The sequence below is a fragment of the Streptomyces sp. NPDC045846 genome (assembly GCF_056431605.1).
In genome coordinates, this window is sequence record NZ_JBWKKJ010000007.1 from 451,802 (window position 1) to 477,389 (window position 25,588).

Genomic DNA, 25,588 nt, shown 5'->3' on the forward strand with positions numbered 1-25,588 from the left:
GGCGACCGATGCGCCGGAACCACCGCACCACTGTCATAGCCAAGACCCTCGCCGCGACCGCCGTCATCACGGTGGCCGTGGGATGCAGTCCGGGGAACGACAAGGCGGGCGCGGCCACCCCCGCGACACCCGGGGCGCCGACCCCTTCGGCCTCGCCCGTCTCGGCCGTCACCGACGACAAGCCGGTCGGCGCGCCCGCCTCGGCCACGACCGCGGCCAAGCCCGCGCCGCAGGTCCTGATGTCGAACGGCGCGAAGGGCGACCGGGTCAAGGAGTTGCAGGCCAGGCTCGCGCAGATCGGCTGGTTCGACGACACCCCGACGGGCACGTACGGAGCCGCGACCACCGCGGCCGTCAAGGGCTTCCAGGACAAGCGCGGACTCGCCGCCACGGGCACGACGGACAGCGTGACCTGGGACCGGCTGCTCGCGATGACGACGAAGCCGACGGCCGAGGAGCTGGCGGGGCAGACGGTCAACAAACCGGCCGCCAAGCTCGACCCGCGCTGCATGACCGGCCGTGTGATGTGCATCAGCAAGACCAGCCGCTCGCTGTCGTGGGTGGTCAACGGCAAGGTGCAGTCGACGATGGACGTGCGCTTCGGCTCGCAGTACACGCCGACCCGCGAGGGCGTCTTCAAGGTCTTCGAGAAGAGCCGCAACCACGTCTCGACGATCTACCACACGGCCATGCCGTACGCGATGTTCTTCAGCGGCGGCCAGGCGGTGCACTACTCGTCGGACTTCGCGGCACGCGGCTACAACGGCGCCTCGCACGGCTGCGTCAACGTACGGGACAAGGGCAAGATCGCGGCGCTCTTCGACCAGGTGCGCATCGGCGACAAGGTCGTCGTCTACTGGTGACCCGGTCCGGGGGCGGCCCGCGGGTCGCGGTCCGAGGAAGGGAGGGCGCGGGCGGGACCGGGGGAACGTGTCCCGCCCGCGCCATTCGCGCGGAGCCATGGGTACGGGGGGAACCCCGGCTCTTCTGCGCCGCCGATGACCAGTCGGCTCACTCAGTACTGCGCCGCCGTCTCAAAAAACGTTACTCCGGGTTCTGACCTGCGCTTCGGCGGTGGGATTCGGCCCTCGGCAAGGCCCCGCCGAGCTGGTGGTCCCGGGCCTCCGGGCCCGCGGAAGCGCGCCTCGCGGCGGCCAGGTCAGTGCGGGACGGCGGAGCCGAGCGCGCCGGGCCTGATCCAGTCCAGGAGCTTGCCGGGGCGGGTGGTCACGGAGTTCTGCTTGTCGCCGCCCCCGCCACCGTTCTTGTTGCCGGAACCGTCGCCCTTGCCCTTGCCGTGGCCCTTGCCCTGCCCCTGGCCTTGGCCCTGGCCCTGGCCCTGGTCGTCCGAGCCCCCGGACCTGCCGCCGCCGTCGCCGTCGAGCAGCACGTCGCAGAACGCCTTCACCGCGCCCGCGCCGTGGGCCGCGGACTCCAGGCTGCGGCGCTTGTCCTGGTCCAGCCGGCCCGAGCGGTAGTCCCGGCAGTCCTCGGCCGTTCTGGCGAGCCACTGTCCGTTGCCCGTGCCATCGTTGTCGTCCCCCGAACCACCGGTCTGGGCGCCGTCCTTCGTGCCCGGGTCGCCACTGCCGCCGGCGGGCGAGCCGTCCGGGCTCGCCGGGTGCGAGGGGTCGCCGGGCGTGCCGGCGCCGGTCGACGGGCCGTGCCGATCGGGCGTCGGGGAGCCCGGGGGCAGGGAGTGCGAGGGCGAGGCGGTGACCGTGCCCGGGGTCGCCTCGGCGGAGACGCTGGACGCGGGCGCGGGATCCCGCTCGTCGAAGGCGAACGGCCCCGGCAGCACACCGGTGCCCGCGGCGACGGCGACCCCGCCGAGCGCACAGCAGGCGAGGGCCGCGGCGAGCCCGAGGCGCACCGGCGCGAAGCGCCTGCGCCGTGGAGCCTCGCGCACCTCGGCGACGCGACCGACCCGTACGACACCGAGCCCCTCGGCGTCCTTGGGACGAGCCTCGCGGAAGGCGGCCAGGGCCGCGGCCTCGCCGGGAAGTTCGGTGGTGGCCGGTTCGGTGGGGGCGAGGGAGCTCAGCAGCGCCGCGAGCCGGTCGGCCTCGGCCTGGGCCCGCTCGTCACCGGGCTCGACCCCTTCGCCGCGCAGCAGTCGCTCGACGGCATCCCCGTCAAGCCACTCGTGCCGCTCGTCAGCCATCACATGTCCTTCTGCGTCCGGGCGCGCGATTGCGTCACACCGCGTTCCGGCGCACGCTGCGACGGCACGGCACCCAGTTCCTCCACGTCCTGGGCCCCCTCCCCGGCGGAGCCGTCGGCGCCGAGCAGTTCGGCCAGCCGCTTCAGGCCCCGGTGCGCGGCGGTCCGCACCGCGCCGGGCCGTTTGCCCAGGGTCTGCGCCGCGCTCTTCGCGTCCAGACCGACCACCACGCGCAACACCACGGCCTCGGCCTGGTCCTGGGGGAGCTGGGCGATGAGCGCCATCGTACGTCCGGTGCCGAGCGCCTCCATCGCCTCGTCCGCGGTGTCGAAGGGGGCGGGGCGCGCGACGAGCTCGCTCTCGTCGCCGCCTACGGCGGGCCTGCGGCCGCGCATCCTGATGTGGTCGAGGGCCCGGTTGCGGGCGATGCGGGCGGCCCAGCCGCGGAAGCGGTCGGCGTCCCCCTCGAAGCGGGCGAGGTCGCGGGCGATCTGGAGCCAGGCCTCGGAGGTCACGTCCTCGGCGTCGGGTTCGCCGACCAGCGTGCGCACATAGCCGAGCAGGCGCGGGTGCACAGCGCGATAGACAGCACGGAAGGCTTCCTCGTCCCCGTCCTGCGCCCTGAGCACCGCGGCGGTCAGCTCCGCGTCGTCCCCCAGCAATCCCTGCACCCTGTCTGACTGACTTGTCCTGATGTCACCGCTGGTCATCGCGTCGCGTCCCCAAACGCGAGTCAGCACGCTACGGCCTCGACGCCCCATAAGTCCATGACTTGTACAACCTGCAACAACCCGCTGACACAGCGGGGTGTGACAGAAAACGCACGCACGGCGCTGAAGGAGGTACGGGGTCGCCACAACGGCCCCGCCGGAAGACGGCCGGGGCCTCTCCTGTGGGGGGTGGCGGCCCCGGTCGTCCTCCGCACCCCGGCCCGGTCGCGGCCGGGCTCAGCCCAGGCGGTCCGCCAGGGCCTTGAACTCCTCCCAGTCCATCGACGGCGTCCGCGCGTCCCACAGCTTCTGGGCCGTCGCGCGCAGCGGCATCCGGATGCCCCGGGCCACCTGCTCCTCGGTCTGCGCGCCGGGCACGTCCGACCAGACGGCGAACCGCCCGCCCAGGACCTGCCCGGCGTACTTGGCGTCCACGGGCCTGGTCGAGCGCAGCACCAGCGGCGTCCACTCCTCGTAGATCCGCTTGCCGGTCGGGTACTTGTAGCTCCCCGGCTCGCCCAGGACGTAGTACAGGTACTCGTCGTTGAGGTTGACCACCGCGCGCCCCTCGGCGAGGTACTCCTCGGGCGCGCGCTCGCCGGGCTCCTTGCCGGTCCAGTACTCCACCTCGCGGCCCTGGTCGGCGGCCACCTTGCCGCCGGGGAAGAAGCCGTCGTTCCACGCCTTGAAGGTGCGGCCCGCGCCGGCCGAACGGAGCGTCGCGGCACGGTCGTTGAGCCAGCCCGCGGCCAGGTCCTGGATGCCCGCCCTGGGTCCGTACTTGGCGCGGGCGGCGTCGGCGAGACCCGGATACGCGGTGTCGGGCGTGGCCGGGGCCTTCACGGCCAGCGCCTGGTACTCGTCGCCGCCCAGGTGCCAGTACGCCCCGGGGAACAGGTCGGCGTACTCGCGGAGCAGGTCGTCGACGATGCGCCCGGCGTCGGGGTTGGCGAGGTCGACGGCGCCCTTGACCGGCTTGCCGTCCTTGTCGCGCAGCTGGAGGTCGGGGTGGGCGGCGAGCACCGCGCCGAGGTGGCCCGGCGAGTCGATCTCGGGGACCACGGTGATGTGCAGCTTGGTGGCGAGGGCCACGATCCGCTGGACCTCGCGCTTGCTGAGGTGCTCGCGCGAGACGACCTCGGGGTGGCTCGCCGACTCGATGCGGAAGCCCTGGTCGTCGGAGAAGTGCAGCCCGAGCTGATTGAGCTTCAGGTCGGCCATCTGCCGCAGCTGGTCCTCGATCCAGGCCGCGCTGTACGGCTTGCGCGCGATGTCGAGGTTGAGCCCGCGCTGGGGCTTGTCCGGCCGGTCCTCGACCACCCCCTCGGGCATCACGCCGCCGCCCTTGAGCGCCTGCTTGAGGGTGCGGGTGCCGTAGAACACCCCGGCGTCGTCGGGCCCCTCGATCCGCACCCGGCGGTCGCGCGTGGTCAGCGTGTACGAGTCGGCCACCGCCTTACGCCCCTTCGGCGGCGGGGTCAGGGCCAGCTCGATGTCGCCCTCGCGGGGCTGCCCGCCCTGCGCGTAGTCGGCGCCGAGCTCCTGCGCGAGCAGCTTGCCCTCGTCGGTGAGGCTCTCGCTGCCGGCCGCCACGATCACCCGCGTCGAGTCGACGGGCCGGAAGCCGGGCCCGCGCGCGGGGCGGTGTTCGCGTACGGAGGGGATGGTGCGGGGCGGCGAGGAGATCGGGTAGATCGGCGACGGGGACGGCAGCACCGAGGAGGCGGGCCTGTTGTCGACCGGGCCGCCGTGCCCGCCGTGGGTGTCGTCGTCCGGCCAGACCGCGATGATCAGCGCCAGCACGACGAGGCCCGCGAGGGCCACCTTCAGGACCAGGGCGCGCCGGCCGCGGGGCCGGTGCAGCCAGGCGGGGCGGGACCGGGGCGTACGCGGCCGGGAGGCGCGCGCCTCGGACGACGGCGAGGACGACCGCTTCGGGTCACCGGGCTCCGGCGTCCGGGCCCGTGACATCCTGAAACGCGACATCACTCAGAAACCTCCCGTCCAACAACAGTAAGGGCGATCCGGAGACCCCGGACAGCGGTCGGACAACTGGGGTGAAGGTACGCCGAAGTGCCCGGGCGCCCGTCCACCGCGCGCGACCCGACTCGCACGTCCGGGTGAACTTCGCGCGGCCTTCGGGCGCCTCCCGCTCCACGTGGATAGCGTGGCGGCACTCCCACCTCCCTTGCCACTCCAGTCTCCGTGCTCCGCAGCCCGTCCCGTTCCGTACTACCGCGTCCCGCGCAGTGTTCGAGGAGCCCACGCTGTCCAGCGATTCCCACGCCGGCCCCCGGAAGCGACCGCCGACACTCCATCACACTCCTCGTGCCCAAGGGCGGGCGGCCATACCGAATCAGCTGCGGGGCACATCCGTTCCGGCGGCCGCCCCGGCGCCCGGCGGGCTCGACCGGTTCAACCGCGCCTCCGTCGGCGCCGCCGAAGCGGCCCTGCTCTCCTGCTGCGCGAGCCGACGCTGGGCCGCGCGGATCACGGCCCACCGCCCCTACCCCGACCTGGACGCCCTGCTCGCGGCGGCCGACGAGGCCAGCTACGACCTGTCCGCCGGCGACCTCGCCGAGGCGCTGGCCGAGGAGCCGTCGCCGGGGCTGCACGAGAGCGCGCCCCAGGCCGCCCACATGGCGCTGGGCGCCGCGCACGCGCGGTACGAGAGCAGTTTCGGGCACGCCTTCGTGATCTGCCTCGACGGGGTCAGCCCGGCCGAGCACCTGGACGAGGTGCTCGCCGGGATCCGGGTGCGGATGAACAACGAACGGGACGAGGAGCACTCGATCGCGGCCGACGAACTGCGCCGCCTCGCCCGCGCCCGACTCGCCCATCTCATGTCCAACCACCCCGAACCAGACAGCCCGAGTCCCACACATCGCGTTCTCTAGGCCGTACGAGCCTGTTTGATTGCCTGTTTGATCACACCTATGGACCCGGCGCAAGGGAACCGACATCTCGTCGCTACGATGACCGGGGCCGGTGGACCGTACCCGGCCGGGTCAGACCGACACTGAAGCCGGCCGGCCCTCAACACCGCTCCCGGAGGGTTCTTCCGTGCCGGCTGGAACGCTGTACCGCGGCCGGGAAGGAATGTGGTCCTGGGTGGCTCATCGAGTCACCGGCGTCCTCATCTTCTTCTTCCTGTTCGTACACGTCCTCGACACCGCTCTCGTGCGTGTCTCCCCCGAGGCGTACGACAAGGTCGTGGCCACCTACAAGACGCCCATCGTCGCGTGTCTGGAGTACGGCCTCGTCGCCGCCATCCTGTTCCACGCGCTCAACGGCCTGCGCATCATCGCCGTGGACTTCTGGTCCAAGGGCCCGCGTCTCCAGAAGCAGATGCTCTGGACCGTCGTGGTCATCTGGGTCGTGCTGATGGCGGGCGCGCTCTACCCGGTGCTCGGGCACGCCGCACGTGAACTGTTCGGGAGCTGAGGACTGAATGTCTGCCGAAACCTCTTCCGCTTCCGCGATCGGCGAGGTCGAGGGCGTGAGCCTGTACGACACCGATCACCCGGCCCCGCTGATCGAGGCCCCGCGCAAGCGCACCACGAAGACCCCGAAGTCGACCCGCACCAACTTCGAGCTGTACGGCTGGCTGTTCATGCGGCTGTCCGGCATCGTGCTGGTCGTCCTGGTCCTCGGCCACCTGCTCATCCAGCTCGTCCTGGACGGCGGCGTCTCCAAGATCGGCTTCGCGTTCGTCGCGGGCCGCTGGGCGTCCCCGTTCTGGCAGATCTGGGACCTGACCATGCTGTGGCTGGCCATGCTGCACGGCGCCAACGGCCTGCGCACCGTCATCAACGACTACGCGCAGCGGGACAACACCCGCTTCTGGCTGAAGATGCTTCTCTACACCGCCACGGTGTTCACCGTCCTGCTGGGCACGCTGGTGATCTTCACCTTCGACCCGAACATCCGCTAGGCCACGGGCTGAGGGACTGAGGAATTCTCTGATGAAGATCCACAAGTACGACACCGTCATCGTCGGCGCCGGCGGCGCCGGCATGCGCGCGGCCATCGAGTCGACCAAGCGCAGCCGCACCGCCGTGCTGACGAAGCTCTACCCCACCCGCTCCCACACCGGCGCGGCGCAGGGCGGCATGGCCGCGGCGCTCGCCAACGTGGAGGAGGACAACTGGGAGTGGCACACCTTCGACACGATCAAGGGCGGCGACTACCTGGTCGACCAGGACGCCGCCGAGATCCTGGCGAAGGAGGCCATCGACGCCGTCCTCGACCTGGAGAAGATGGGCCTGCCCTTCGGGCGTACGCCCAAGGGTGAGATCGACCAGCGCCGTTTCGGCGGTCACTCCCGCAACCACGGCGAGGCCCCGGTCCGCCGTGCCTGCTACTCGGGCGACCGCACCGGCCACATGATCCTCCAGACGCTCTACCAGAACTGCATCAAGGAGGGCGTGGAGTTCTTCAACGAGTTCTACGTCCTCGACCAGCTCCTGGTGGAGGAGGACGGCGTCAAGAAGTCCGCCGGCGTCGTCGCCTACGAGCTGGCGACCGGCGAGATCCACGTCTTCCAGGCCAAGTCGGTCATCTACGCCTCGGGCGGCACCGGCAAGTTCTTCAAGGTGACGTCCAACGCGCACACCCTGACCGGTGACGGCCAGGCCGCGTGCTACCGCCGCGGGCTGCCCCTGGAGGACATGGAGTTCTTCCAGTTCCACCCGACGGGCATCTGGCGCATGGGCATCCTGCTGACGGAGGGCGCCCGCGGTGAGGGCGGCATCCTCCGCAACAAGGACGGCGAGCGCTTCATGGAGAAGTACGCGCCGGTCATGAAGGACCTCGCGTCCCGTGACGTCGTCTCGCGCTCGATCTACACCGAGATCCGCGAGGGCCGGGGCTGCGGTCCCGAGGGCGACCACGTCTACCTCGACCTGACGCACCTCCCGCCGGAGCAGCTCGACGCCAAGCTCCCGGACATCACGGAGTTCGCGCGCACCTACCTGGGCATCGAGCCGTACACGGACCCGATCCCGATCCAGCCCACCGCGCACTACGCCATGGGCGGCATCCCGACGAACGTCCAGGGTGAGGTCCTCGCGGACAACACCACGGTCGTGCCGGGTCTGTACGCGGCCGGCGAGGTGGCCTGCGTGTCCGTGCACGGCGCCAACCGCCTGGGCACCAACTCGCTCCTGGACATCAACGTGTTCGGCAAGCGCGCGGGCATCGCCGCCGCCCAGTACGCGCACACCACGGAGTTCGCCGAGCTTCCGGAGAACCCGGCGGCGATGGTCGAGGCGCAGGTCGCGAACCTGCTGTCGGCGACCGGCACCGAGCGCGTATCGGTCATCCGCAAGGAGCTCCAGGAGACCATGGACGCCAACGTCATGGTCTTCCGCACCGAGCAGACGATCAAGACGGCGGTCGAGAAGATCGCCGAGCTGCGCGAGCGGTACAAGAACGTGTCCGTCCAGGACAAGGGCAAGCGGTTCAACACCGACCTCCTGGAGGCCATCGAGCTGGGCAACCTGCTCGACCTGGCCGAGGTCATGGCCGTCTCCGCCCTCGCGCGCAAGGAGTCCCGCGGCGGTCACTACCGCGAGGACTACCCCAACCGCGACGACGTCAACTTCATGCGCCACACCATGGCGTACCGCGAGGTCGCGGACGGCGGCAAGGACTCGATCCGCCTCGACTACAAGCCTGTCGTCCAGACCCGCTACCAGCCGATGGAGCGTAAGTACTGATGGCAACCCCGACTCTCGACAAGGCCGACAAGGCCGGCGCGCCGGAGCCCGGCTTCGCCGACTCGCCGTACATCACCGTCACCTTCCGCATCCGCCGCTTCAACCCGGAGATCTCCGAGGAAGCGACGTGGGAGGACTTCCAGCTGGAGATCGACCCGAAGGAGCGCGTGCTCGACGGTCTCCACAAGATCAAGTGGGACATGGACGGGTCGCTGACCTTCCGTCGCTCCTGCGCCCACGGCATCTGCGGTTCCGACGCCATGCGCATCAACGGCAAGAACCGCCTCGCCTGCAAGACGCTGATCAAGGACATCAACCCGTCCAAGCCCATCACCATCGAGGCCATCAAGGGCCTCACGGTCCAGAAGGACCTGGTCGTGGACATGGAGCCGTTCTTCCAGGCGTACCGCGACGTGATGCCCTTCCTCATCACGAAGGGCAACGAGCCGACGCGCGAGCGGCTCCAGTCGCCCGAGGACCGCGAGCGCTTCGACGACACCACCAAGTGCATCCTGTGCGCCGCGTGCACGTCGTCCTGCCCGGTCTTCTGGAACGACGGCCAGTACTTCGGCCCGGCCGCGATCGTGAACGCGCACCGCTTCATCTTCGACAGCCGTGACGAGGCGGGCGAGCAGCGCCTGGAGATCCTGAACGACAAGGACGGCGTGTGGCGTTGCCGCACGACGTTCAACTGCACCGACGCGTGCCCCCGTGGCATCGAGGTCACCAAGGCCATCCAGGAAGTCAAGCGCGCCCTGATCACGCGCCGCTTCTGATTCCCGTACGGCTCCGACGAGGGCCCCGCACCCGGAAGTTCGCTTCCCGGTGCGGGGCCCTCGCCGTTCGCCGAATCCGGGGATCGCCGTCGGCGGCCCCACTCGTCCAGCGGGGAGACCGGGTGCTCGAAGAACTTGAGCACGGGCCCAGCGAGCCCGGCCGACACGTGGCCGATTAGGCTCTTGCCGTGCCAGCAGAGAACGCGCCTGAAGAGACCGCCCCCGCCGCGTCCGGGCCGGCCGGGGACGAGGGGCCGGAGGTCCGGCCCGCCAAGGGCGAGCAGACCCGCACGCTCATCCTGGAGACCGCGATGCGGCTGTTCCAGGAGCGGGGGTACGACAAGACCACGATGCGGGCCATCGCCCAGGAGGCCGGGGTCTCGGTCGGCAACGCGTACTACTACTTCGCCGGCAAGGAGCACCTCATCCAGGGCTTCTACGACCGGATCGCGGCCGAGCACCAGGCGGCGGTCAGGGAGGTCCTGGACACCGAGACCGATCTGGAGGCCCGGCTCGCCGGGGTGCTGCGGGTGTGGCTCGACATCGCCTCGCCGTACCACGAGTTCGCGGCGCAATTCTTCAAGAACGCGGCGGATCCGGACAGTCCGCTCAGCCCGTTCTCCTCGGAGTCCGAGCACGCCCGGCAGGAGGCGATCTCGGTGCACCGGGAGGTCCTGGCCGGCACGAGGACCAAGGTGCCGGCCGAACTCGTCGACGTCCTGCCGGAGTTGATGTGGCTCTCCCAGATGGGGCTCGTCCTGTACTGGGTGTTCGACCGGTCCCCCGGCCGCGAGCGGAGCTACCGCCTCGCGGCGCGGGGCGCCAAGCTGACCACGCGGGGCGTGGCGCTGGCCCGGTTCCGGGTGCTGCGGCCGCTCGTCCACGAGGTGCACGAGCTGTTCACCGACTTCCTGCCCGGCATGTCGCAGGCGGCCGCCTCCCGCAGGAGCGGGCGCGAGAAGCGGTAGAGCGCCGGCTCACAGCCCCAGCGCCGCCCTCACCTCCCCCGCGACCGCCACGATGTCCCCCTTCGGTTCCACCCCGTACGCCGGGTGCGTCCGCACCCACGTGTCCTCCAGGGCGTACCAGTCGACCGGCGCCGGGGGGCGGCCCGTGTCCAGGGACGCGGTCAGGGTGTCGAAGTAGGTGCGCCAGCGCAGCGTGTACAGGCCGCCCACCAGGCCGGACCACTCGCGGTTGGCGTAGTCGCGCAGCCCCCCGCCGTCGGCCGCGGCCCGCGGGCCCCACACCGTGAGCAGCGACACCGCGTCGTGGGCGAGCCGGTCCTTCTCGGCGGCGGTCGTCCCCCACGACCGCGCGTCCGCGATCCAGCGGCCGAGCAGATGGCCCCGGTCGGTCGCCACCACCCGTTCGAGCAGCGCCAGGCAGCGCAGCCACGCGCCGGTGAGCTCGGCGAAGCCCGCCCTGTCCTTCGCCTCGTACGCGCCACGGATCCGCGGGAGCAGCGCCCGGGACCGGTTGGAGAGGGTCTGGCGGGTCACGTCCATGAGGTCGTAGCGGTACGCCGTGCTGGTGCGCAGGGCGGGTGCCACCGCCAGCAGGGCTGGCAGCGCCCGGTCGAACTCGTCTGAGTCGTACCGGAGTTGGGGCGGGGACCAGGAGGCCGCCGAGGTGGTGGTGAGGCTCGGGCGGGCGCCGAACAGGCCGTCCGCCCCCTCGCTCCAGGAGTCGGCCCGGGTGGTGCCGTACGCGGTGCGGCGCAGCACGTCCCACGCCTCCACCGCATGGGCGTCGGCGGCGCCGTACCGGTAGGCCGGCCATGCCGCGAACCAGTTCTCCAGGTCGACGGGGCCGTCCGTCCAGGCCAGGTCGGAGAAGAGGGCGAAGGCGGCGGGGTTGTTGTCCGCGCCCTCCGGCATCAGCGCGATGCCGTCGAGGGCGCTGTCCGGCTTGGTGCGCCAACTCTCGTACAGCAAGGCCCAGTCGGGGGTGTTGGCGCCCATCGCGGTGTGGCCGCCGAAGTTCCAGATGGAGCCGAACGCGTAGGGCGCGCCCTCCCAGGACTGCTCGCGGTCGGTGACGGAGGGGAAGCGGTCGGAGAGGCCGTCGACGATGAACAGCTTCGTCTTGTCGACCGCTTCGATGATCTCGCGGTGCGGGTTCTCCTGCCAGCCGAGCAGGTTCCAGATCGCCCCGGGGTGCGCCGTGCGCAGCGCGTGCTCGACGGCCCGGGCGGCCGCCCCGATCGGGACGTCGCCGGGGGTGCCGCCCTCGTGCAGCAGGTCCATCTTGTACATGGAGGTGGCGCCGAGCAGGTCGTTCTGCACCCGGTAGAAGGTCGCGGCGATGCGGGCGAAGTGGTCGGAGCGCGGGTCCAGCCAGTCGGGCCGGGTGAAGCCCACCCAGGTGCCCTGGGGCACCACGTGTGCGCCCGGGTTGCGGGTGGCGAAGCCGGGCGGGACCGTGCCGAAGTAGCCGGGCAGCACCGGGGTCATGCCGAGTTCGCGCAGACGGCCGACGATCCGGACCGCCAACTCGGCGCGCTGGTCCAGCAGTTGCCGCGAGACGGGGCCGCCGAAGCCGGACATGTTCTGGAGCAGCCACCACGGCTGGTGGGAGGCGCCGGGGATCCAGGAGCGCAACTCGGCGTCGGCGTAGCCGTGTTCGAGGAAGGTGCGGTGGTAGACGGAGTCCGCGCCGAGGTAGACGAGCACCTCGTTGTAGCCGTGCAGGGCCAGGATGTCGAGCTCGCGTTCCCAGTACGACCAGTCGTGATAGGCACCGGTGTAGCCGTCGTTGGTGTCGTTGAACACGAAGCGGTGGGTGACGTTGGCGGTCCTCTCGACGGGATCCGCCACGGCCGGGAGCCGGCCGGGCAGCCGGGTCTGCTCGCCCGCCCAGGAGATGTGGGCGTGGCCGACCTGTCTCAAGTACGTGTGGAATCCGGTCAGTTGGACGGCCGGGGTAGTGCCCTCGACGGTGATCCGGCCGGACGTGCCGAAGACCCGGAAGCGGTCGCGGCCGGCCGCGCGCGGCACCGTGCGGAAGGTGACCTGGTCGCGGTGGGCGGGCAGCAGCCGGGCCAGCGCCCGCGCGGCGGGCCCCCGGGCGGCCACGGACCCGGCCTCGGTGGCGTACCCGGCCTCGGTGCCCGCCCCGAGGGCGAGGGCCGATCCGGCGAGTGAGCTCAGGAGCGTACGACGGGAAAGGCGCATCCCCCGACGGAAGCAGCGTGTCCGAGCGCGGTCAATGGAGCAGAACCGGTGACTCCTTGGACAAAAGCCCTTTGGGTGAACAGCCGCGTGCCAAACCCGTCACCCGGAAGCCGCCGTTCCCGGCCCGCCCGGCAGGGCCTCAGATCCAGCCCAGCTCCCACAGCCGCCACACGCCCGTGCCGTCCGACAGGTACTGCGAACCGCTGACGTCCTTGTTGCCGAGCACGTAGTTCTTGCCCTGCCACAGCGGGATCAGCGGGACGTCCTGCGCGACCTTCTCCTGGAGCGCCTTGAAGTCGTCGGCGGCCCGGCCGCGGTCGGTGAACTCCTGGGTGCGCTGGATGATCTCGTCGGCGCCCTTGTCGGAGTAGTTGTTGTGGAGGCTGTTGCCGGTGCCGACGAGCGGCTGGGCGAAGTTGTCGGGGTCGGGGAAGTCGGCGAGCCAGCCCGCGGTGTACGCGTCGTACTTGCCCTCCGCGTAGTTCTGCTGCATCTTCGGCCAGTCCGGCTCGGCGATCAGGTCGACCTGGAAGAGGCCGTCGCGCTCCAGCTGCTTCTTGAGCTGCTCGGCCTCCGCGCCGTTCGCGCCCAGCTTGCGGTAGGCCAGGTTGAAGCGGACCGGGAGCTGCTCGCCCTTGAGGAGCGCCCTCGCCTTGGTCGCGTCGGGCTTGGGATAGGCGTCGAAGAACGCGGTGCTGTGCCCGGTGAAGCCCTGGGGGATCACCGAGTAGAGCGGGTCGACGGTGCCGCTGTAGACGGCGGTGGCCAGCGCGGCCCGGTCGACCAGGGCGGCCGCGGCCTCGCGCACCTTGACCTTGGAGACGGGGCTCGGGGACTTCACGTTGAAGTTGAGCTCGCGGATGTCGTAGCCCGGCGAGGTGGTGATCCGCAGGTCGGGCCCCGGCGAGAGCTTGGCGAGGACCTCGGGCGGCATCTCGCGGTGGGTGACGTCGACCTGCTTGGCCTGCCAGGCGGCGTTGAGCTGGTCGGCCTCGGCGAAGTAGCGAACCGTGACGGGCAGCCCCGTCTTGGTGACCGCGCCCTTGTACCGGGGGTTGGCCTCCAGGTGGGCGCTGACCGGCCGCCCCGAGGCGTCCTTGTCGTACGCCTTCAGCACGTACGGCCCCGAGCCGACCACCGAGTTCTCCTTGCGGAGCGAGTCCGCCGGGTACTGGCTGCTGTCGACGATCGAGCCCGCGCCGGTGGCGAGCTTGGAGGGGAAGGTGGCGTCCTTGCTCTTCAGGTTGAAGGTGACCGTGTTCCCCTCGGCCCGCACCGAGCCGAGCATGGAGAACAGCGGGGCCGGGCCCAGCTTGTCGGCGATCTTCAGCATCCGGTCGAAGGAGAACTTCACGTCCTCGGCTGTCATCGTGCGCCCGCTGGAGAAGCTGAGGTCGTCGCGCAGCACGCACTGGTACGTCTGGAGCTTCTGCCCGACGAACGCGCAGCTCTTCGCGGCGTCCGGGACCGGGGTGGTGCTGCCCTGCCGGAAGGTGAGCAGCGACTGGTAGACGTTGTTGTAGATCGACCAGGATCCGGCGTCGTAGGCGCCCGCCGGGTCGAGCGAGGTGATCACGTCGGTGGTGCCGACGACGATGGGGTCCTTCTTGCCCTGGTCGGACGGCAGCAGCTGCCAGCCACCGACCCCCGCGACCACCACCGCCGCGCCTATGGCCACCATTCGCATACGGATCGACCGCATCGCCGTGCTCTCCTCGGAACGCCCCACCCCTGATCGGCGCGCGGAGTCAGCACGCTGCGCCTGTGATGACGCTCACCCAATCACACGACCTTCACATTGTGGAAGGGTCAACCTTCCTCTCACAGCTACTCGTTAGCCGAGCGTGACGGAGCTCTCCGTAGCCATGCGTTCACGTCGCGGTCGTCGCGGCGAACGGAACCCGGTCATTCCCACGGCCGTCCCCAGAGGACACCAGGTGATGGCGAGCTGCGAAGGACCCCCAGCAGGAGGCGGTGGCTCCCGGCCCGTCGAGCGCGGGCCCGCCGGTGTCCTTCCACAGGTTCTTCACGACTGGACCGAGCCCCGCTCGCAGGGCCCGGCCGGGCCGGTTCGATACTGGCAGTGAACGCCACGCCCACCCCGAAGGACTCCCCATGAAGCTCAGCCGCCGCGTCTCCTGGTTCCTGCTCGCGTTCGGAGCCTGGTCCTGGGTGGTCTGGGTGACCTTCGCGAAGAACCTGTGGGCCGACGCCAGCGGGCTCGCCTTCGACCACGGCCGGCCCACGGCGTACTTCTGGGTCCACCTGACGCTCGCGATCGTCTCGTTCATCCTGGGGACGGTCATCGGCGTCATCGGGCTCCGGGGGGTCCGCGCGAACAAGGAGGAGTCCGCTCTCCACGACGGTCGGGACAGCCGGGGCTGACTCGCTCCAGCCCCCGACGTCGCGTAGCCGTGCCGCGTCCTCGGGGCCGGTCCCGTGTTCAGCATCGCCTCCCGACACCTCCGGCCGGGTGGGAGCTCACGGCGGGTCATCCATACGATGATCGGATCGATGGCCGCAGCCTGTACGTTCTCGAACGTGTCTGCCGTGAACGTTTCGAAGAAGAGCGCACCGCATCCCCTCACCGCGCGCCCGCACGCGTCGAAGAGGGCCGCCGGGCTCGTCCTGTCCGTCGCCGTGGCCGCCGCCGCGGCGCTGCCCGCACTCGCCGCCGTCCCGGCCGCCGCGCTGCCGCGGGACGAGAAGCCGGCCGCCTCCGCCACGCCGGGTGCGCCGGGCAAGCCCGCCAACGACCCGCCGCCGAGCGACATGTCGAAGGTGGGCGGGGACCAGCTGGGCCAGGCCGGTACCCAGGCGCGGCTCGGCGCCGGGGCGCCCGTGCTGCCCAAGGACGTGACCGCCCGGTCCTGGATCGTCGCGGACGCCGAGAGCGGCCAGGTGCTCGCCTCGCACAACGCGCACTGGCGGCTGCCGCCCGCCTCCACCCTGAAGATGCTGTTCGCGGACACCGTGCTGCCGAAGTTCCCCCGGGACCAGCAGTACACGGTGACCCCGGCCGACCTGGCCGGGATGGGCCCGGGCAGCAGCATGGTGGGGGTCAAGCCGAACCTGCCGTACTCCGTGCACGACCTGTGGCTCGGGGTCTTCCTGCGCTCCGGCAACGACGCCGTGCACGTGCTGTCCTCGATGAACGGCGGCGTGCCCAAGACCGTCAAGGACATGCAGGACCACGCGGACGAGCTCCAGGCCCTGGACACCCGGGTGGTCTCGCCCGACGGCTACGACATGCCGGGCCAGGTCTCCAGCGCGTACGACCTGACGCTGTTCGCGCGCTCGGGGCTCCAGAACAAGGACTTCCGCGAGTACTGCTCGACGGCCACCGCGAAGTTCCCCGGCGCCGAGGGCAAGGACAAGAAGCGCGAGACCCTGGAGATCCAGAACACCAACCGGCTGCTCACCGGCGACTTCGGGCTGAGCCCCTACAAGGGCATCGCGGGCGTCAAGAACGGCAACACCACCAACGCGGGCGCCACCTTCACCGGGGTCGCCGAGCGGAACGGCAAGGTGCTGCTCGTCACCGTCATGCACCCCGAGTCGGCGGAGAGCCAGGCCGTCTACAAGGAGGCGGCCCGGCTGCTCGACTGGGGGTTCGCGGCGAACGGCAAGGTCACCCCGGTCGGTGAGCTCGTGCCTCCGAAGTCGGCGACGACCGGCACCGGCCCGGGCAGCACCCAGGGCGGCACGAAGAACCGCCGCGGGCAGGAGGCGGCCGCCGCCCAGGGCGAGAGCGGCGGGGCGGGCGTGGCACTCGCCATCGCGGGCGGCGCGCTGGTCCTCGTCGCGGGCGCGGTCTTCCTGATCAACCGTCGCTGGCCGCTTCGGAAGCGGTGAGCTCCGGGTCGTCCTCCTTGGCCGGGGTGGCCGTCCACGCCGCGCAGAACAGGAGCAGCTTCGCCGTGAAGTTGATCCAGAGCAGCAGCGCGATGGGCACCCCGAAGGCCCCGTACATGCTCTTGGCGGCCACGCCCTTCATGTAGCCGCCGAGCAGCATCTTCAGGAGCTCGAAGCCGACGGCGCCGACCAGCGCGGCCACCATCAGACGGTGGCGCGGCGGGCTCACCCCGGGCAGCAGGGTCAGGACGTACAGCAGCAGCAGGAAGTCGGCGAGCACGGCGACCGCGATCGCGGCGATGCGCAGCAGCACCCCGCCCGCGCCGCCCTGGTCGATGCCGAGCCGGTCGGCGGTCCAGCCGATCGCGGTGGAGCCGATGGAGGACGCGGCCCAGGAGGCGAGCCCGGCGCCGCCGAGGCCGAGGAGCACGCCGCCGTCCTTGAGCTTGCGCAGGATCGGGTTCTCGCCCTCGTCGGCCTCCTCCATCTCCCACACCACGCGCAGACAGCCGCGCATCTGGGAGACCCAGCCGATGCCGGTGAAGAGCAGCAGCGCGCCCGCGACGACGCCGACGGTGCCCGCGTTGTCGATCAGCGCCTGGAGGTCGAGCTGGTCGGAGATGCCGGGGACCTGCTCGGCGATGGTCTGCTGGAGCTTGTGCACCTGCCCGGTGGAGAGCAGCGCGGCGGCGACGGCCGCGCCGACGGTGAGCAGCGGGAAGAGCGCGAGGAAGCTGATGAAGGTGATGGCGGCGGCCAGCCTGGACCAGGCGACCCGGTCGAGCCGCTCGTACGAACGCCAGGCGTGGGTCCGCATGAGCCGGGCGAGCCACGGCCCGACGACGGGGAGTTTCTTCAGCCAGTCCATGACGTACGACTACCCTTTCCCGCGCTGCTCTGTCCGTCCGCGGCCGGGCTCCCGGCGCCGAACACCAGCGTTCTCGTACCCCAGAATCGCAGGCAGGTGGCGAGTGCCATGCCGAGGACGGCGCCCGAGAGCGTGTCGGCGCGCGGCGAGGTGAAGCCGAGGCCGTAGTGCGAGACGGCGATGCAGAGCAGTTGCACGAGGGCGCCCGCGAGGTTCACGGCGAGGAACACCGCGTACCCGCGCCGCCCGGCCCGGCGCCCGCGATAGGTGCCGAAGGCGTTGCCGAGGTAGGCGACCGTACAACCGGCCACGAACGAAAGGGACTTGGCGGCGATGGGGTCCCAGCCGAGCCCGGACCGCAGCCACACGAACAGCCCGAGGTCGGCGGCGTAGGCGCAGATCCCGGCCAGCGCGAACCCGACCACCTCGGACCTGGCGACGCTCACAGGCCGATCACCGCGAGCGCGTACATCGCGACCCAGACCAGACCGATCACCGCCAGCGCACGGTCGTGCAGGACGACGTCCTCGGGCGCCCCCGCGCTCCCCCGGTCGGCGAAGACGGCGTAGCGCAGGATCGCCCCGATGAACGGGACCATCGACAACTGCCGCCAGGGCAGCAGCGATCCGCCCGTGACGCCGCCGCCCTCCAGCGCCCACATGCAGTAGGCGAGGACCGCGACCCCGGCGGCGAGCTGCCACACGAAGCGCAGATAGCCGGTGGTGTACACGTCCAGGAGCGAGCGGGTGGCGGCGCCCTGCCCCTCCATCCGCAGGGCCTCGGAGTAGCGCTTGGCGGAGACCATGAACAGCGCGCCGAACCCGGCGGTGATCAGGAACCAGCGGGACAGCGGGATGCCGAGCGCGACCCCGCCGGTCATCGCCCGCATGAGGAACCCGGTGGTGACGACGACCAGGTCGACGACCAGGACGTGCTTGAGCTTGACGCAGTAGGCCAGTTGCATCACGACGTACGCGGTCAGCAGGGTGGCCGTCATCGCGTTGCAGGTCAGCGCGGCGGCCAGCGGCGCGAGCACCGCGAGGACGCCGCCGGTCGCGTAGGCGAGGCCCGCCGGGACCCGTCCGGCGGCGACCGGCCGGTGGCGCTTGTCGGGGTGGGCGCGGTCGGCCTCGGCGTCGCGGGCGTCGTTCACGAGGTAGACGGCACTGGCCGCGGCCGTGAACAGGCAGAAGACCAGGGCGAGTTGGACGATGACATGGGGGCTGGTCAGCCTGCCAGCGGCGGCGGGCGCGGCCACCACGAGCACGTTCTTGATCCACTGGCGGGGCCGTGCGGTGCGCACCAGGGCGGCGGGCAGCGCGAACAGGCGCCGGGGGGTGGAGGCGGAGGCGGGCCCCGGCTCTTCGAGGAGTACCGCGCCGGGCTCGGTCATCGTCGCCCCCCTTCGATCGGTCCGCGCATCCAGGCCGCGCCCGCCCGCGCGGTGACGCCGCCGAGCAGTGCGCCCGCCGCGACGTCGCTCGGGTAGTGCACGCCCGCGACCATGCGGGACACGCACACCGCGGCGGCCAGCGGCGGCACCAGACGCGCCCCGGCCGGGCGCAGCGCGCCGAACGCGACGGCGGCCGCTGCCGCGGAGCTGGCGTGCGAGCTGGGGAAGGAGTGCCGCCCGGCGGTACGCACCAGGGGCTCGGCCGCCGGAAGGTGCGGCCGGGGCCTGCGCACCACGCGCTTGACGCCCATGCTGGCCAGGTGGGCGGCGGCGACCAGCGCGGTGCCGCGCAGCCAGGCCGCGCGCCGGTCCCGGTCGGCGGCGGCCGCGGCGAGCCCGGCCCCGAGCCAGAGCGCGCCGTGCTCCCCGGCCCAGGACAGCACGCGGGTGGCCGCGGCCACCCGGGGATCGGTGCCGCAGTCGCGCAGTGCGGCCAGCAGCCGCCGCTCGGCGTCGGTGCACGACGACTTCCGCATCTGTCACCCCTCATCCGTGACGTCGGCCCGCCAACTGGCCGTAGGCCACCGGCGACTCTCCTGCGCCAGCGCACCCGAATCGGGGACAAACCGGACTGACACCCAGGTAATCACCCATTTCGCTGAGTGGTTTATCGGGGCGGCTCGCTCGGCGGGCGAGCGGGACCAAGGGCGGCGGCGCGAGGGGTGAGGGCCGCGGAGCCGGGGTGGGTGATGGAGACCGCGAGGCAGGGAGAGGCGAAGACAAACCGGACTATTGACGCGCTACGGTCGCCTTCATGGCTGCCGACACGTCACCCGACATCACGCTCGCTCCCCCGGGCCCGCCGACGTCCGTGAGCGGCTGGGGCCGCACCGCCCCCACTACGGCACGGGTCCTGCGCCCCCGTAGCTACGAGGAGGCGGCCGCCGCCGTACGGGCGTGCGGCGAGCGCGGCACGATCGCGCGCGGACTCGGCCGGGCCTACGGGGACGCCGCGCAGAACGCGGGCGGCACCGTCCTCGACCTGACCGACCTCGACCGCGTCCGCGGCGTGGACGCCGACGCGGGCGTGGTCGTCTGCGACGCGGGCGTGAGCCTGCACCGCCTGATGGAAGTCCTGCTGCCGCTCGGCTGGTTCGTGCCCGTGACGCCCGGCACGCGGTACGTGACGGTCGGCGGGGCGATCGGCGCCGACATCCACGGCAAGAACCACCACGTCTCGGGCTCCTTCGCCCGCCATGTGCGGGAGCTGGAACTGCTCACCGCGGACGGCACCGTACGCACCGTCACCCCGGGCAGCGAGCTCTTCGACGCGACGGCGGGCGGGATGGGCCTGACGGGTGTCGTCCTGCGGGCCACCGTCCAACTCCTGCCCGTGCACACCTCGTTGATGACCGTGGACACCGAACGGGCCGCCGATCTGGACGACCTGATGGCCCGGCTGGAATCGGGTGACCACCGCTACCGGTACTCGGTGGCGTGGATCGACCTCCTCGCGCGGGGCGCCGGGACGGGGCGGTCCGTGCTGACCCGCGGGGACCACGCGCCGCTCGACATGCTGCCGCCCCGCGCCCGCCGCAGCCCGCTCGCCTTCCGGCCCCGCAGGCTTCCGGCCGCCCCCGCCTTCCTGCCCGAGGGACTGCTCGGCCGCGCCTCCGTCTCGGCGTTCAACGAACTCTGGTACCGCAGGGCGCCGAAGCACCGCACGGGCCAGCTCCAGCGCATCTCCACGTTCTTCCACCCCCTCGACGGGGTGCCGCACTGGAACCGGGTCTACGGCCGGGGCGGCTTCGTGCAGTACCAGTTCGTCGTCGGGTACGGGCAGGAGGACACCCTGCGGGCCGTCGTGCGCCGCATCTCGCGGCACCGCTGCCCCTCCTTCCTCGCCGTCCTCAAGCGCTTCGGCGAGGCCGACCCCGGCTGGCTGTCCTTCCCGCTCCCCGGCTGGACGCTGGCCCTCGACATCCCCGCCAACCTGCCCGGGCTCGGCGCCCTCCTCGACGAGCTGGACGAGCAGGTGGCGGACGCGGGCGGCCGGGTCTATCTGGCGAAGGACGCGCGCATGCGGCCCGAACTGGTGGAGCGCATGTACCCGATGCTGCCCCAATTCCGCTCCCTGCGCGCTGAGTTGGACCCGTCCGGCGTCTTCCGCTCCGACATGAGCCGCCGCCTCGGCCTCTGACCTCCGCCCGGCCACTCCCGTACACCCTCAACCCACGGAGCCCTGATGAAGGACGCATTCGGCACCCCGCAGTCCCTGCTCGTGCTCGGCGGCACGTCCGAGATCGGCCTCGCCACCGCCCGGCGCCTGGTGGCCCGCCGCACCCGTACGGTCTGGCTCGCGGGCCGGCCGTCACCCGCCCTCGAAGCGGCCGCGTCCGGCCTGCGCGAGCTGGGCGCGGACGTCCACACGCTCGCCTTCGACGCGCTCGACGCGGCCGCGCACGAGGACGCGCTCGGCAAGGTGTTCGCCGAGGGCGACATCGACATGGTGCTGCTGGCGTTCGGGGTGCTCGGCGACCAGACCCGCGACGAGGGCGAGCCGCTCGCCGCGGTGCGGGTCGCCCAGACCAACTACACCGGCGCGGTCTCGGCGGGCCTCATCTGCGCGAAGGCCCTCCAGCGGCAGGGCCACGGCTCGCTGGTCGTGCTGTCCTCGGTGGCCGGCGAACGCGCCCGCCGCGCCAACTTCATCTACGGGTCGAGCAAGGCGGGCCTCGACGCGTTCGCCCAGGGCCTGGGCGACGCGCTGCACGGGTCGGGGGTGCACGTCATGGTCGTACGCCCCGGCTTCGTCCGTACGAGGATGACGGCCGGTCTCGCCGAGGCGCCCCTCGCCACGACCCCCGAGGCGGTGGCCCTCGCCATCGAGACGGGGCTGCGGCGGCGGGCCGAACTGGTGTGGGTGCCGGGGGCGTTGCGGGTGGTGATGTCAGCACTACGACACGCCCCACGGGGGGTGTTCCGCCGCCTCCCGGTCTAGCCGCCCCCGGGACTCCACCCCAGACCCCGTTCGCGCCTAAAGGGCGCTCGTCCTCAATCGCCGGACGGGCTAAAGATGCCCATGCCGACCAGCACCAGTACCGCCAGGGGCGCGGGGAACTGCGCGAGAAGCAAGCACGGCCCGCAGACCGAAGGGGGTTTCAGGGGCGCGAGGAACTGCGCGAGAAGCGAGCACGATCCGCAGACCGAAGGGGGTTTCAGGGGCGCGAGGAACTGCGCGAATGGCCGACGGCGGCCCGCAGCCGAAAGGGGGCCGGGGGCGCAGCCCCCGAGGGGACGGGCTAGCGGAGGGAGGGGTGGTCCAGGGTGGTGGCCTGGGCGGGAACCCCCCGCGCCCCCATCCCGAACGGGTAGTCGTGGAGCTTGCGCCACACCCCGTCCACCCCCTGCTCGTACAGCGCGAACCCCCCACACGTCCAGGACGCAGAGAACCCGGCGAGCGCCTCGTACGCCACGTCCATCGCCTCCTCGGAGATGCCGTGGGCCACCGTCACATGGGGGTGGTAGGGGAACTGGAGCTCGCGCACCAGCGGCCCCGCCTCGTCCCGTACCCGCTGCTGGAGCCACGCGCAGTCGGCCGCGCCCTCCACCACGTTGACGAACACGACCGGGGACAGCGGACGGAACGTCCCCGTGCCCGCGAGCCGCATCCCGAACGGGCGGCCCGCCGCCGCGACCGAGGCGAGGTGCGCCTCGATCGCCGGCAGGCACTCCGCCTCGACCTCGTGCGGCGGCAGGAGGGTGACGTGCGTGGGGATGCCGTGCGCGGCGGGATCCCCGAAGCCCGCGCGCCGCTCCTGGAGCAGGCTGCCGTACGGCTCCGGGACCGCGATCGAAACGCCGAGCGTTACGGTCCCCACGTCGTTCTCCTCCATGCTGTCGGTTGTGCTCTCGTTGGTGCGGTGCTGTGCAGTGTGACGGGCTTGCCCGCGTCTGACCAGAGACCGGGGGGCCGGCTCCGTCCGGACGTCCGGATCAGTGCTTGGCGGGCAGCAGGCCGACCTTGTCGTACGCCGTCGCCAGCGTCTCGGCGGCGACCGCGCGGGCCTTCTCCGCGCCCTTGGCGAGCAGCGAGTCCAGCGTCTCGGGATCGTCCAGGTACTGCTGCGTACGGGTCCGGAACGGCGTCACGAACTCGACCATCACCTCGGCGAGGTCGGTCTTGAGCGCGCCGTACATCTTGCCCTCGTACTCGGCCTCCAGGGCGGCGACCGTCTTGCCGGTGAGGGTGGAGTAGATGGACAGCAGGTTGGAGACGCCGGGCTTGTTCTCGGTGTCGTACCTGATCACCGTGTCGGTGTCGGTGACCGCGCTCTTGACCTTCTTGGCCGTGGTCTTCGGGTCGTCGAGGAGGTTGATGAGGCCCTTCGGCGTCGACGCCGACTTGCTCATCTTGATCGACGGGTCCTGAAGGTCGTAGATCTTCGCCGTCTCCTTGAGGATGTACGGCGCCGGGACGGTGAACGTCTCGCCGAACCGCCCGTTGAAGCGCTCGGCGAGGTCACGGGTGAGCTCGATGTGCTGGCGCTGGTCCTCGCCGACCGGGACCTCGTTCGCCTGGTAGAGCAGGATGTCGGCGACCTGGAGGATCGGGTACGTGAACAGGCCCACCGTCGCGTTCTGGGCCCCCTGCTTGGCGGACTTGTCCTTGAACTGCGTCATCCGGCTGGCCTCGCCGAAACCGGCCAGGCAGTTCATGATCCAGGCGAGCTGGGCGTGCTCGGGGACGTGGCTCTGGACGAACAGCGTGCAGCGCTCGGGGTCGAGACCGGCGGCGAGCAGCTGGGCCGCGGCGAGCCGGGTGTTGGCGCGCAGCTCGGCCGGGTCCTGCGGGACGGTGATCGCGTGGAGGTCGACGACCATGTAGAACGCGTCGTGGGACTCCTGCAGCGCCACCCACTGGCGGACCGCGCCGAGGTAGTTGCCGAGGTGGAACGAGCCCGCGGTGGGCTGGATTCCGGAGAGCACACGCGGGCGCTGCTGCAAGCCATTCCCCTGGGGGTGGAGGTGGGCGACGGGTGGGCGAGTCGAGGCCATGCTCAGCATTCTCTCAGGTGCGTGCGGTCTGTCGGAAACCCCGCCATTGTGACCGGCCCCACAGGGCCACCCCCTGGGGCTCCGCCCCCGGTCCCCCGCTCCTCAAACGCCGGAGGGGCTCATGGGCGGCCGGTCTTCGTCTGCGGCCCGCCGCCGGCTTCTCGCGCAGTTCCCCGCGCCCCTTGAACCCCCTTCGATCTGCGGACCGTGCCCGCTTGCAACCCCCTTCGATCCGCGGACCGTGCTCGCTTCTCGCGCAGTTCCCCGCGCCCCTGGCGGTACTGGTGCGGGCCCGTGCTGGCACCTTCAGCCCGTCATGGGGGTCCCCCCTGGCCCTTAAGGCCTTGGGGGAGATTGAGGACGAGCGCCGTTCAGGCGCGAACGGGGTCTGGGGGCGGAGCCCCCAGGGGCTAGGCGAGGGGGAGGCCCGGGGCCGGGTGGGCGGACAGGAGGTCGGCCACCTCCGCGCGGATCACCGACAGCGCACCCTCGTCACCGGCCCGAGCCGCCTCCACCCCCCGGTCGAGCCACGCCGCCACCACCGGCATGTGCTCGACCCCGAGCCCCCGGGACGTCAGGGACGGCGTGCCGATGCGGATGCCGGACGGGTCGAAGGGCTTGCGGGGGTCGTACGGCACGGTGTTGTAGTTGACCACCAGGCCCGCCCGGTCGAGCGCCTTCGCGGCGATCTTGCCGGGGACGTCCTTGGGCGTGAGGTCCATCAGGATCAGGTGGTTGTCGGTACCGCCCGACACGAGGTCGAAGCCCCGGGCGAGCAGCGCCTCGGCCAGCGCCTTGGCGTTGGCCACCACCTGGTGGGCGTACGCGCAGAAGGCGGGCTGCGCCGCCTCGTGCAGGGCGACGGCGATCGCCGCGGTGGTCTGGTTGTGCGGGCCCCCCTGGAGACCGGGGAAGACCGCCTTGTCGATGGCCTTCGCGTGCTCCTCGCGGGACATCAGCATCGCGCCCCGCGGACCCCGGAGGGTCTTGTGGGTGGTCGTGGAGATGACGTCCGCGTACGGGGCCGGGGACGGGTGCGCGCCGCCCGCGATCAGGCCCGCGATGTGCGCGACGTCCGCGACGAGCACCGCGCCCGCCTCCCGCGCGATCTCCGCGAACGCGGCGAAGTCGATCGTGCGGGGCAGCGCCGTGCCCCCGCAGAAGATCAGCTTGGGGCGCTCCTTCAGGGCGAGGTCGCGCACCTCGTCGAAGTCGATCAGACCGGTGTCCGCGCGCACCCCGTACTGCACGCCCCGGAACCACTTGCCGGTGGCCGAGACGCCCCAGCCGTGCGTGAGGTGGCCGCCCATGGGCAGGGCCATGCCCATCACGGTGTCGCCGGGCTCGGCGAAGGCGAGGTAGACGGCGAGGTTGGCGGGCGAGCCCGAGTACGGCTGGACGTTGGCGTGCTCGACGCCGAACAGGGCCTTGGCCCGGTCGACGGCCAGCCTCTCGACCTTGTCGATGTTCTGCTGGCCCTCGTAGTAGCGGCGGCCCGCGTAGCCCTCGCTGTACTTGTTCTGCAGCACCGTCCCCGACGCTTCGAGGACCGCCGTCGAGACGTAGTTCTCGCTGGGGATCAGGCGCAGGGTGTCCGACTGGAGGCGTTCCTCGGCGGCGACGAGCGCGGCCAGCTCCGGGTCGGTGGCGAGCAGGGCGGGGTGCGAAAGGGGAAGGCTCATGGCGTCCTCCGGGGTCCGTTGACAGGTTCCCGGGGTGCCCAGGCGGGCGGCACCTCGTGCGGCAGGCCGCGCACGGCTCCCCCGGGGTCGGTTCCCCGCTCGCCAGTCGCCGTGCGTACCGAACACCCTACCGGCCACGTCCCACGGCAAGGTTTCTTCGTCCAGTATCCGAGCGACGATAGAAAA

General features: G+C 71.7%; 23 protein-coding genes and 1 riboswitch. Of the genes, 11 read left to right on the top strand and 12 right to left on the bottom strand.

The genetic code is table 11. The features are described from left to right. Positions 1-8: 8 nt before the first annotated feature. Positions 9-863: a L,D-transpeptidase family protein gene (locus AC07F3_RS22340; protein ID WP_479116212.1), complete on the top strand. Its 855-nt coding sequence runs from the start codon at positions 9-11 to the stop codon at positions 861-863. A gap of 296 nt (positions 864-1,159) precedes the next feature. Here AC07F3_RS22340 and AC07F3_RS22345 read toward each other — a convergent pair whose 3' ends face one another. The 3 genes from AC07F3_RS22345 to AC07F3_RS22355 form a co-directional block, all read right to left on the bottom strand. Then, the gene (locus AC07F3_RS22345) at positions 1,160-2,164 is read right to left on the bottom strand and encodes a hypothetical protein (RefSeq protein WP_479116213.1); all 1,005 of its coding nucleotides are present in this window, start codon (positions 2,162-2,164) and stop codon (positions 1,160-1,162) included. Then, positions 2,164-2,826, bottom strand: a complete 663-nt coding sequence (locus tag AC07F3_RS22350) for an RNA polymerase sigma factor (protein ID WP_114037060.1) — start codon at positions 2,824-2,826, stop codon at positions 2,164-2,166. Before AC07F3_RS22350 ends, AC07F3_RS22345 begins: the two co-directional genes overlap by 1 nt. 285 nt (positions 2,827-3,111) lie before the next feature. Next, on the bottom strand, positions 3,112-4,845 hold the full coding sequence (locus AC07F3_RS22355; protein ID WP_479116214.1) for a beta-N-acetylhexosaminidase: 1,734 nt from the start codon (positions 4,843-4,845) through the stop codon (positions 3,112-3,114). A gap of 278 nt (positions 4,846-5,123) precedes the next feature. Between AC07F3_RS22355 and AC07F3_RS22360 the strand changes: the two genes are divergently transcribed. From AC07F3_RS22360 to AC07F3_RS22385, 6 genes are all read left to right on the top strand, one after another. Continuing rightward, the gene (locus tag AC07F3_RS22360) at positions 5,124-5,771 is read left to right on the top strand and encodes a 2-oxo-4-hydroxy-4-carboxy-5-ureidoimidazoline decarboxylase (RefSeq protein ID WP_479116215.1); all 648 of its coding nucleotides are present in this window, start codon (positions 5,124-5,126) and stop codon (positions 5,769-5,771) included. A gap of 166 nt (positions 5,772-5,937) precedes the next feature. Further along, the gene (gene sdhC, locus AC07F3_RS22365; RefSeq protein ID WP_114037067.1) at positions 5,938-6,318 is read left to right on the top strand and encodes a succinate dehydrogenase, cytochrome b556 subunit; all 381 of its coding nucleotides are present in this window, start codon (positions 5,938-5,940) and stop codon (positions 6,316-6,318) included. A 7-nt stretch (positions 6,319-6,325) separates the two neighbouring features. Next, a complete protein-coding gene (locus AC07F3_RS22370) occupies positions 6,326-6,808 on the top strand; it encodes a succinate dehydrogenase hydrophobic membrane anchor subunit (protein WP_479116216.1) in 483 nt (160 codons plus the stop codon). Positions 6,809-6,839: 31 nt separating this feature from the next. Next, positions 6,840-8,594 (top strand): succinate dehydrogenase flavoprotein subunit, encoded by a 1,755-nt coding sequence (gene sdhA / locus AC07F3_RS22375; protein ID WP_479116217.1) that lies wholly within the window; start codon positions 6,840-6,842, stop codon positions 8,592-8,594. Continuing rightward, positions 8,594-9,370 (top strand): succinate dehydrogenase iron-sulfur subunit, encoded by a 777-nt coding sequence (locus AC07F3_RS22380; protein ID WP_479116218.1) that lies wholly within the window; start codon positions 8,594-8,596, stop codon positions 9,368-9,370. Before sdhA ends, AC07F3_RS22380 begins: the two co-directional genes overlap by 1 nt. A 311-nt stretch (positions 9,371-9,681) precedes the next feature. Further along, a complete protein-coding gene (locus AC07F3_RS22385; RefSeq protein WP_479116283.1) occupies positions 9,682-10,338 on the top strand; it encodes a TetR/AcrR family transcriptional regulator in 657 nt (218 codons plus the stop codon). A 9-nt stretch (positions 10,339-10,347) separates the two neighbouring features. On the opposite strand, the gene AC07F3_RS22390 is transcribed toward AC07F3_RS22385, so the two are convergent. Then, on the bottom strand, positions 10,348-12,546 hold the full coding sequence (locus tag AC07F3_RS22390; RefSeq protein WP_479116219.1) for an alpha-N-acetylglucosaminidase: 2,199 nt from the start codon (positions 12,544-12,546) through the stop codon (positions 10,348-10,350). A 139-nt stretch (positions 12,547-12,685) separates the two neighbouring features. Next, positions 12,686-14,248 carry an ABC transporter substrate-binding protein gene (locus tag AC07F3_RS22395; RefSeq protein ID WP_479116220.1) on the bottom strand — a complete coding sequence of 521 codons (1,563 nt, stop codon included), beginning with the start codon at positions 14,246-14,248 and terminating at the stop codon, positions 12,686-12,688. Positions 14,249-14,661: 413 nt separating this feature from the next. On the opposite strand from AC07F3_RS22395, the gene AC07F3_RS22400 reads away from it, so the two are divergent. Both AC07F3_RS22400 and AC07F3_RS22405 read left to right on the top strand, forming a co-directional pair. Then, on the top strand, positions 14,662-14,931 hold the full coding sequence (locus tag AC07F3_RS22400) for an SCO4848 family membrane protein (RefSeq protein WP_479116221.1): 270 nt from the start codon (positions 14,662-14,664) through the stop codon (positions 14,929-14,931). Positions 14,932-15,096: 165 nt separating this feature from the next. Continuing rightward, positions 15,097-16,401 (top strand): D-alanyl-D-alanine carboxypeptidase family protein, encoded by a 1,305-nt coding sequence (locus AC07F3_RS22405; protein ID WP_479116222.1) that lies wholly within the window; start codon positions 15,097-15,099, stop codon positions 16,399-16,401. Here the strand turns inward: AC07F3_RS22405 and AC07F3_RS22410 are convergent. From AC07F3_RS22410 to AC07F3_RS22425, 4 genes are read right to left on the bottom strand one after another with little or no spacing between them, the layout of a single operon-like run. Further along, positions 16,370-17,269, bottom strand: coding sequence for a YihY/virulence factor BrkB family protein (locus tag AC07F3_RS22410; RefSeq protein WP_479116223.1), 900 nt, complete (start codon positions 17,267-17,269; stop codon positions 16,370-16,372). The two genes, AC07F3_RS22405 and AC07F3_RS22410, sit on opposite strands and share 32 nt — an antisense overlap. Beyond that, positions 17,257-17,715 carry a GtrA family protein gene (locus AC07F3_RS22415; protein WP_479116224.1) on the bottom strand — a complete coding sequence of 153 codons (459 nt, stop codon included), beginning with the start codon at positions 17,713-17,715 and terminating at the stop codon, positions 17,257-17,259. Before AC07F3_RS22415 ends, AC07F3_RS22410 begins: the two co-directional genes overlap by 13 nt. Continuing rightward, complete coding sequence (locus AC07F3_RS22420; RefSeq protein ID WP_479116225.1) at positions 17,712-18,662, bottom strand: decaprenyl-phosphate phosphoribosyltransferase; 951 nt, start codon at positions 18,660-18,662, stop codon at positions 17,712-17,714. Before AC07F3_RS22420 ends, AC07F3_RS22415 begins: the two co-directional genes overlap by 4 nt. Continuing rightward, on the bottom strand, positions 18,659-19,198 hold the full coding sequence (locus AC07F3_RS22425) for a phosphatase PAP2 family protein (protein ID WP_479116226.1): 540 nt from the start codon (positions 19,196-19,198) through the stop codon (positions 18,659-18,661). Before AC07F3_RS22425 ends, AC07F3_RS22420 begins: the two co-directional genes overlap by 4 nt. A gap of 278 nt (positions 19,199-19,476) precedes the next feature. Between AC07F3_RS22425 and AC07F3_RS22430 the strand changes: the two genes are divergently transcribed. Then, complete coding sequence (locus AC07F3_RS22430; RefSeq protein WP_479116227.1) at positions 19,477-20,862, top strand: FAD-binding oxidoreductase; 1,386 nt, start codon at positions 19,477-19,479, stop codon at positions 20,860-20,862. Between the two features lie 45 nt (positions 20,863-20,907). Beyond that, positions 20,908-21,663, top strand: coding sequence for a decaprenylphospho-beta-D-erythro-pentofuranosid-2-ulose 2-reductase (locus tag AC07F3_RS22435; protein WP_479116228.1), 756 nt, complete (start codon positions 20,908-20,910; stop codon positions 21,661-21,663). 301 nt (positions 21,664-21,964) lie between these two features. Here AC07F3_RS22435 and AC07F3_RS22440 read toward each other — a convergent pair whose 3' ends face one another. The 3 genes from AC07F3_RS22440 to AC07F3_RS22450 all read right to left on the bottom strand — a co-directional run bounded on the left by AC07F3_RS22440 (position 21,965) and on the right by AC07F3_RS22450 (position 25,402). Beyond that, positions 21,965-22,543, bottom strand: a complete 579-nt coding sequence (locus AC07F3_RS22440; RefSeq protein ID WP_479116229.1) for a 2'-5' RNA ligase family protein — start codon at positions 22,541-22,543, stop codon at positions 21,965-21,967. Positions 22,544-22,658: 115 nt separating this feature from the next. After that, positions 22,659-23,720 carry a tryptophan--tRNA ligase gene (trpS, locus tag AC07F3_RS22445; RefSeq protein WP_479116230.1) on the bottom strand — a complete coding sequence of 354 codons (1,062 nt, stop codon included), beginning with the start codon at positions 23,718-23,720 and terminating at the stop codon, positions 22,659-22,661. A gap of 410 nt (positions 23,721-24,130) precedes the next feature. Beyond that, positions 24,131-25,402, bottom strand: coding sequence for a serine hydroxymethyltransferase (locus AC07F3_RS22450; RefSeq protein ID WP_479116231.1), 1,272 nt, complete (start codon positions 25,400-25,402; stop codon positions 24,131-24,133). 29 nt (positions 25,403-25,431) lie between these two features. Continuing rightward, positions 25,432-25,522: riboswitch (ZMP/ZTP riboswitch) on the bottom strand. Positions 25,523-25,588 lie beyond the last annotated feature (66 nt).

Bases quoted from the DNA above. Each gene is read 5' to 3' on its own strand.
- AC07F3_RS22340 (WP_479116212.1), top strand. From the start codon at position 9: ATGCGCCGGAACCACCGCACCACTGTCATAGCCAAGACCCTCGCCGCG.
- AC07F3_RS22345 (WP_479116213.1), bottom strand. From the start codon at position 2,164: ATGGCTGACGAGCGGCACGAGTGGCTTGACGGGGATGCCGTCGAGCGA.
- AC07F3_RS22355 (WP_479116214.1), bottom strand. From the start codon at position 4,845: ATGTCACGGGCCCGGACGCCGGAGCCCGGTGACCCGAAGCGGTCGTCC.
- AC07F3_RS22370 (WP_479116216.1), top strand. From the start codon at position 6,326: ATGTCTGCCGAAACCTCTTCCGCTTCCGCGATCGGCGAGGTCGAGGGC.
- sdhA (WP_479116217.1), top strand. From the start codon at position 6,840: ATGAAGATCCACAAGTACGACACCGTCATCGTCGGCGCCGGCGGCGCC.
- AC07F3_RS22380 (WP_479116218.1), top strand. From the start codon at position 8,594: ATGGCAACCCCGACTCTCGACAAGGCCGACAAGGCCGGCGCGCCGGAG.
- AC07F3_RS22385 (WP_479116283.1), top strand. From the start codon at position 9,682: ATGCGGCTGTTCCAGGAGCGGGGGTACGACAAGACCACGATGCGGGCC.
- AC07F3_RS22390 (WP_479116219.1), bottom strand. From the start codon at position 12,546: ATGCGCCTTTCCCGTCGTACGCTCCTGAGCTCACTCGCCGGATCGGCC.
- AC07F3_RS22395 (WP_479116220.1), bottom strand. From the start codon at position 14,248: ATGCGGTCGATCCGTATGCGAATGGTGGCCATAGGCGCGGCGGTGGTG.
- AC07F3_RS22400 (WP_479116221.1), top strand. From the start codon at position 14,662: ATGAAGCTCAGCCGCCGCGTCTCCTGGTTCCTGCTCGCGTTCGGAGCC.
- AC07F3_RS22410 (WP_479116223.1), bottom strand. From the start codon at position 17,269: ATGGACTGGCTGAAGAAACTCCCCGTCGTCGGGCCGTGGCTCGCCCGG.
- AC07F3_RS22420 (WP_479116225.1), bottom strand. From the start codon at position 18,662: ATGACCGAGCCCGGCGCGGTACTCCTCGAAGAGCCGGGGCCCGCCTCC.
- AC07F3_RS22425 (WP_479116226.1), bottom strand. From the start codon at position 19,198: ATGCGGAAGTCGTCGTGCACCGACGCCGAGCGGCGGCTGCTGGCCGCA.
- AC07F3_RS22430 (WP_479116227.1), top strand. From the start codon at position 19,477: ATGGCTGCCGACACGTCACCCGACATCACGCTCGCTCCCCCGGGCCCG.
- AC07F3_RS22435 (WP_479116228.1), top strand. From the start codon at position 20,908: ATGAAGGACGCATTCGGCACCCCGCAGTCCCTGCTCGTGCTCGGCGGC.
- trpS (WP_479116230.1), bottom strand. From the start codon at position 23,720: ATGGCCTCGACTCGCCCACCCGTCGCCCACCTCCACCCCCAGGGGAAT.
- AC07F3_RS22450 (WP_479116231.1), bottom strand. From the start codon at position 25,402: ATGAGCCTTCCCCTTTCGCACCCCGCCCTGCTCGCCACCGACCCGGAG.